Origin of the sequence: Microbacterium sp. (assembly GCF_032084865.1) — a bacterium.
In the GTDB taxonomy this organism is placed as follows: Bacteria; Actinomycetota; Actinomycetes; order Actinomycetales; family Microbacteriaceae; genus Microbacterium.
This window is the reverse complement of the sequence record NZ_DAMDLU010000170.1, coordinates 430-5,465: the sequence shown is the minus strand read 5'-3', so window position 1 is coordinate 5,465 and position 5,036 is coordinate 430. Positions and strand designations below refer to the sequence as shown.

Annotated in this window: 6 protein-coding genes; all 6 read right to left on the bottom strand. The window is 70.3% G+C overall.

Annotated elements, in window-relative coordinates:
- A partial coding sequence (locus tag RT309_RS13570) for a hypothetical protein (RefSeq protein WP_313357870.1) occupies positions 1-792 on the bottom strand: 792 nt, incomplete at its 3' end.
- Positions 793-866: 74 nt separating this feature from the next.
- Positions 867-1,658 (bottom strand): enoyl-CoA hydratase/isomerase family protein, encoded by a 792-nt coding sequence (locus RT309_RS13565; protein ID WP_313357868.1) that lies wholly within the window; start codon positions 1,656-1,658, stop codon positions 867-869.
- Between the two features lie 152 nt (positions 1,659-1,810).
- On the bottom strand, positions 1,811-2,302 hold the full coding sequence (locus RT309_RS13560) for an FBP domain-containing protein (RefSeq protein WP_313357866.1): 492 nt from the start codon (positions 2,300-2,302) through the stop codon (positions 1,811-1,813).
- A gap of 9 nt (positions 2,303-2,311) precedes the next feature.
- Positions 2,312-2,794, bottom strand: a complete 483-nt coding sequence (locus RT309_RS13555) for a nucleoside deaminase (protein WP_313357864.1) — start codon at positions 2,792-2,794, stop codon at positions 2,312-2,314.
- Positions 2,795-2,807: 13 nt separating this feature from the next.
- Positions 2,808-3,500 carry an ankyrin repeat domain-containing protein gene (locus RT309_RS13550; RefSeq protein ID WP_313357862.1) on the bottom strand — a complete coding sequence of 231 codons (693 nt, stop codon included), beginning with the start codon at positions 3,498-3,500 and terminating at the stop codon, positions 2,808-2,810.
- 177 nt (positions 3,501-3,677) lie between these two features.
- A partial coding sequence (locus tag RT309_RS13545; protein ID WP_313357860.1) for a multicopper oxidase domain-containing protein occupies positions 3,678-5,036 on the bottom strand: 1,359 nt, incomplete at its 5' end.

Sequence of the window (5,036 nt, the reverse complement as noted above, 5' to 3'; positions counted from 1 at the left end):
GTACGTCGGACGGCCCGTGTAGTACGCGTTGAAGTCGGGGCTGCCATCGGGAAGCGCCGGCAGCGGCGTGCGACCGTCGGCGTAGGTCGGCCACATCTGCTGCGGAGCGACCGCGGCGACCGGGCGCGCGGGCCGAGGTGCGCGCGGCGCGAACAGGGCGTTCAGCAGCGGGATCAGGGTGGTGCCGACGGCGGTGAGGATCGCCAGCGCGACCACGATTCGCCAGTACAGGTCGTCGTACCGGAACTGGTCGGGGAGGGTCAGGTGGAACACCAGCAGCGCGACCAGGCCGGCGAGCATGGCGAAGGTGACCATGACGATCACCCGCGTGAATGTCGTGACGTAGCGGCGGGAGGCCTTCGTGAACAGACGCACGTGCGCCAGGGCGAGCTGCAGGACCGCGATCACGAGCAGGAACTGGAGGAACCTCGCTCCCGCCCAGCCGAAGGTCTCCGACATGTCACGCGGCAGCCAGATCTTCACCGCGCCGACGAGCAGCACGATGATCCAGCTGATCATGCTCGACAGGGCGAGCCAGTCGGGGCGACGCTCGGCGAGATGCGCCTCGGCGATCGCGACGCCCGCGAACAGGGCGAGCAGCAGGATCGTGAGGAACGCCCGCCCGATCAGTCCGTCCTGATCGCCGACCAGAACCCAGACCACGCAGACCAGGGCCGCGGCGATCAGAGCACCGATCGCGATCCAGATGGCACCGCGCAGCAGCTTCGAGGACATGGGCTTGTTCGAGTCGGCTGTCGCCGGATGCTCGGCTGACGGTGTGGCGTCGGACATGGTGAGATCCTCCCCGGTCGGTGGTCTCATCCTCGCATGCACCCGTCGGGACGACCGGATGCTGTGGACAAGCCTCAGCGCTTACGCGAGGCGGCCGCGAATCCGGCGATGCGCGCCTGCGCGTCGACCGTGTCGAACGCCGCGCCGATGGAGTCGGCCTCGGCGTTCAGCTGCTGCTCGAACGAGCGCGACGGCTGCGAGCGCACCAGGCGCTTCGCCTGCCCGTACGCGGCGGATGCACCGGCCAGCCAGAATCGGGCGACCTGCTCGGCGCGCTCGCGCACAGCATCCGCCTCCGCCTCCGGATCGGTGCCGGAGACGGCCTCGGCGACGAGACCCCAGTCGACGGCTTCCTCGGCCGTCAGCATCCGATCCTGCAGCAGCAGCTGCAGCGCACGACGCTCGCCGACCGCGCGAGCGAGCTGCGCCGAGACCGACAGGTCGGGCGTGAGTCCGATGTTCGCGTAGCGGCTGCCGATCTTCGAGCTCGCGCCGACGACCGCGTAGTCGCTGCACATCAGGATGCCCAAGCCGCCGCCCGCCGTGGTGCCGTGTGCGGCCGCGACGACCGGGATGGCCGATGTGGTCAGCGACAGGATGCCCGCGTTGATGACCTGCGCGAGAGCGGTGATCTCGTGCCCGCCTGACATGCTCGCCGACATCGCGACCACGTCGCCGCCGGCGCAGAAGGCGCGGCCGTTGCTGTCGATGAGGATGGCCCCGACATCGTCGCGCGCGACGGCCTCGGCGGTGGCATCCCGCCAGGCGTGCGCCAGGTCGGCGTCGAAGGCGTTCAGGCTCGCCGGACGGTTGAGAGTGAGCCGGGCGAGGCCCTCGTCGATCGTGAGCTGAAGCGGCTCGGACATGGCTCTCCTTCGATGCGCAAGACGGGGTTTCAGCCTAGCGGGTACTGAGCGTCACACCGCCGGTGCCGGTGCCAGGTCGATTCGGCACGCCCGCGGCCCCGAAACCGTACGAAACTGACCCCGCACCTCGCCCGAGGGCCGGACCGGGGGGCTCAATCCTCCGACAGCACGCGCACCACGAAGTCCTCCATGCGGTGCTTCGTGCCGTCGAGCCGCTGGTCGATCTGGCCGGGCGCGCGCACCTCGCTCGGCGCGAGCGGATGCGCGAGGCGCACGTTGTCGTGGCACGACAGGTCGGCGCAGATGTACGTGCCCGCGCTGTCGCCGCGGCGCCCCTTCGCCCCACCGCGTCTCGCGGTCAGCAGCGCCACCTGGCTGCCCGGCTGCATGGTGCGGCAGATGTTGCACATGCCCGAGCGCACCCGTGCCGGGTCGGTCGAGCGCAGCACGATGCCCATCGGATGCCCGTCGTGCTCGACGATCACGACCGCGCGCCGGCTCGATTCGGGGTCTCGCCAGGCGAGGAAGTCGATGTAGTCCCAGTCGGTCAGGACGAAGTCGTGGGGCATCCCGATCTGCTCGATCTCATCGGCATCGGCGTTCTTGATCGCCTCGCGGACCTGGGTCTCGGTGAGTGGTCGCATCGATCCAGTCTAGGAAGACCGGCGCTCGGCGAGGCGCCGCTGCAGCTGCTTGACCTCGTCGACGAGATCGTCTGCGGGCCCGTCGACCGGGATGCCGGGAGCGACCGTCTGAATCGGAAGCGCGGCCACGGGGCCGGGCCCCAGCCCCCACTCCTCGTGCCACTGCGACAGCTGCGCCGACGACGTCGCGTACGCGATGCGTCCGAGGCCCACCCACGCGTGCGCGGCCGAGCACATCGGGCAGTGCTCTCCCGAGGTGTACACCGTGGCATCCGCCCGCTCCTGCGGGGACAGATGCGCCGCCGCCCACCGCGCGATCTCGAACTCCGGATGCCGGGTGTGATCGCCGCCGGCGACCCGGTTGCGGTCCTCGAAGAGCACCTCCCCGCCGGCGGAGACGATCAGCGAGCCGAACGGCTCGTCGCCGGCGTCGAGCGCCTCACGCGCGAGGTCGACGCAGCGGCGCAGGTGGGTCAGGTCTGTGGCATCCATGGCATCCACCCTCTCACCCGGCCGCGTCGATCACCGCGACGATCTCGTCGTGACCATGCTCGACCGCCAGCTCGCGCGACGTGCGCCCCTCACGGTCGGTGATGTCGGGGTCGGCGCCGGCCTCGAGCAGCAGGCGCACCGTCTCGACCTGATCCGGCCCGCCGTCGTTCAGCACGATCGCCTCGTGCATCGCCGTCCACCCGAGATCGTTCACATGGTCGACCGGAACGCCCGCGGCGATGAGCACCTTCACCGTGCTCACGTGACCGTGCTCGCTGGCGGGGATGATCGCGGTACCTCCGTAGCGATTGGTGCTCGCGACGTCGGCGCCCGCGTCGATCGTCATCCGCAGGATTTCGTCGAGCCCTTCGGCGCCGGCGTAGAGGAAAGCGGAATCCTGGATGCCGTCCTTCGCGTTCACATCGGCGCCGGCGTCGATGAGCACCTGGGCGATCAGGGGCAGGTTCTTCTTCGTGGCCTGGATGAGCGGGGTAGCGTTCTTGTCACCGCCGCGGTCTTCGAGGCGTGCGCCGTCTTCGATCGCGCGGATGGTCGCGTCGGCGTCCTCCGCCTCGATCGCCGCCCACAGGTCGGCAGTCGCGCGCTCCGCCGCGTCGGGCCGCGGGGCGTCGGATGCCGCAGAGCATCCGGCCAGTGCGCCCCAGGCGAACACCGCGGCGAGCGCGACCAGCACCGTCCGGATCATGCTGCCTCCTCAACTCAGGGGAAGCGTAGGCCAGAACCCTATGCGGGGAGGCGGCGCGCCGTTACGCTCCGGGGGCCAACACTCCAGATGTCGGCCCGATCACCGTGAAGCGTCCGTCATCTGGAGTGTCGGCCCCCGATCCGTAAGCCGGCCGTCCCGGCCGCATCGGGCGTGGCGCTACTCGCCCACCGCGAAGAGGCCGTGCGCTCCCCGCTCGGCGTCGATCATCAGATGCGACACGAACGGATACGTGCCCTTCTCGGGGAACGTCAGCTCGACGAACCCGCCCTGCGCGGGCTGCAGCGCCAGAGCCTGCGACCCGGTATCGGCCGAGCGGTCGAGCAGATAGGCGCCCTCCGACCAGACCGTGTCGAACTGGCCGCCGATGACGTGGAAGCTGCTCGGGCGCTCGATCCCGGCATCCAGAACCCACACCCGCACTCGCTCGCCGACCCGCGCCGGCAGCGGCGCGTGGTCGTACTGGTTCGCGTATCCGTTGAAGGTGACGAGGTCGGGGTCGCCGGTGGCGATGCGGTCGGGGTCGACCATGCCGCCGTCGTGGTCGCCGAGGTAGTACTCGCCCTGCACGAGCACATAGCTGCGGTCGACGGCGGGCAGATCGCGGGGCTCGATGATCACCGCGCCGTACATCCCGTTCGCGATGTGGGCGGTCATCGGCATGGTCGAGCAGTGGTACATCCAGATGCCGGCGCGCGTCGCGGTGAAGGTGTAGGTGAGGCTCTCACCGGGAGGGATGGTGCGCATCGGCCGGCCGGGGGCGAGCGAGCCGGCGTGGAAGTCGATCGAGTGCCCCATCGTGCCCCTGTTCTCGAGGGTGATCACGAATCGGTCGCCGACCCGGCCGTGCAGCAGCGGCCCGGGTGCGGTGCCGTTGTACGTCCACAGCGTCTGCGTGACCCCTGGCGCCACCTCGCGCTTCTCGTCGCGGACGGTGAGGGTCATCTCGCGGGTGACCGGAGCATCGGATGCTGCAAGCGCGGGCAGCACGGCATCGTAGGGCGTGAATCCGGGCCCGGGCTCTGCCATCAGGTCGGGCGCGGTCCGCGTGCGGTCCGCTGCCCCGGGTGCCGATCCGGTCGCGCTGCCGCCCATGTGACTCATGTCGTGTCCACCGGCATCCGGTGTCACGTTCGAGCCGCCACCCGCCTCCGCGCCCGTGGCGACGATCTGCAGGGTCATGCCCATCTGCCGGTGTCCGAGGATCGAGCACCACCCGTCGAGATCGGCGGTGATCACGCCGACGTCGATCGTCTGCTTCTCACCGGGGGCGAGTCTCCGGCCGGCGACGCCGTTGGCGAAGACGAGATCGTGCACCTGCTCGTCGTCGGTGTTCGCGACCTCGATCACCAGGCGGGTGCCCGCGGGCACCTCGATGCGATTCGGGGTGAAGCGCATGTTCGCCGCCTCGACCCGAACCGTCTGCACGGGCGCGTCGGCAGCTCCGGGGGGAGCGGCGCTCCAACCCAGACCGACCGGATCGATCGCGGCGAGACCGGCCGAGACGAGCACCACGGC

What these genes read in the sequence shown, in the direction of transcription:
- RT309_RS13550 (WP_313357862.1), bottom strand. Translation starts at nt 3,500, where the DNA reads ATGATCCGGACGGTGCTGGTCGCGCTCGCCGCGGTGTTCGCCTGGGGC.
- RT309_RS13565 (WP_313357868.1), bottom strand. Translation starts at nt 1,658, where the DNA reads ATGTCCGAGCCGCTTCAGCTCACGATCGACGAGGGCCTCGCCCGGCTC.
- RT309_RS13555 (WP_313357864.1), bottom strand. Translation starts at nt 2,794, where the DNA reads ATGGATGCCACAGACCTGACCCACCTGCGCCGCTGCGTCGACCTCGCG.
- RT309_RS13560 (WP_313357866.1), bottom strand. Translation starts at nt 2,302, where the DNA reads ATGCGACCACTCACCGAGACCCAGGTCCGCGAGGCGATCAAGAACGCC.